Consider the following 1168-nt stretch of genomic DNA (forward strand, 5'->3'; position numbering starts at 1 on the left):
GCAACAACACCAGCACCTACTGTACGGCCGCCTTCACGGATCGCGAAACGTAGACCTTCGTCCATCGCGATTGGTGCGATCAACTCAACAATCATCTTGATGTTGTCGCCTGGCATTACCATTTCTACGCCTTCTGGTAGTTCGATGTTACCAGTTACGTCTGTTGTACGGAAGTAGAACTGTGGACGGTAGCCTTTGAAGAATGGAGTATGACGGCCACCTTCATCTTTAGACAGTACGTATACTTCTGACTCGAACTTAGTGTGTGGAGTGATTGAACCTGGCTTAGCAAGTACTTGGCCACGTTCTACTTCATCACGCTTAGTACCACGTAGTAGCGCACCAACGTTCTCACCCGCACGACCTTCGTCTAGCAGTTTACGGAACATCTCAACACCAGTACAGGTAGTTGTCGTAGTGTCTTTGATACCTACGATAGCAACTTCGTCACCCACTTTCAGGATACCGCGCTCGATACGGCCAGTTACTACTGTACCACGACCTTGGATTGAGAATACGTCTTCGATTGGCATCAGGAACGGCATGTCTACTGCACGCTCTGGCTCTGGGATGTAGTTGTCTAGCGCTTCTGCTAGTTCTACGATTTTCGCTTCCCACTGCTCTTCGCCGTTTAGTGCGCCTAGTGCAGAACCTTGGATAACTGGTAGGTCATCACCTGGGAAGTCGTACTCAGACAGAAGTTCACGAACTTCCATTTCGACTAGCTCTAGAAGCTCTTCATCATCAACCATGTCACATTTGTTCATGAATACGATGATGTAAGGAATACCAACCTGACGGCCTAGTAGGATGTGCTCACGAGTTTGTGGCATTGGGCCATCTGTTGCTGCAACAACTAGGATACCGCCGTCCATCTGTGCTGCACCAGTGATCATGTTTTTAACATAGTCAGCGTGTCCAGGACAGTCTACGTGTGCGTAGTGACGGTTTGGTGTGTCGTACTCTACGTGTGAAGTAGAGATTGTGATACCACGCTCACGCTCTTCTGGTGCGTTATCGATAGATGCGAAGTCACGTGCTTTACCGCCGTAAACTTTAGCAAGAGTTGTACAGATAGCTGCAGTTAGAGTTGTTTTACCGTGGTCAACGTGGCCGATAGTACCAACGTTTACGTGCGGTTTCGTACGTTCAAATTTTTCTTTAGACA

General features: G+C 48.3%; 1 protein-coding gene. It reads right to left on the minus strand.

From position 1 onward, the window contains the following. Nucleotides 1–1168, minus strand: a 1168-nt coding sequence (tuf, locus tag UF06_RS06880; protein ID WP_045569784.1) for an elongation factor Tu, incomplete at both ends; no start/stop codon positions are given.

It is taken from the genome of Vibrio sp. S234-5 (genome assembly GCF_000960595.1).
Classification (GTDB): Bacteria; Pseudomonadota; Gammaproteobacteria; order Enterobacterales; family Vibrionaceae; genus Vibrio.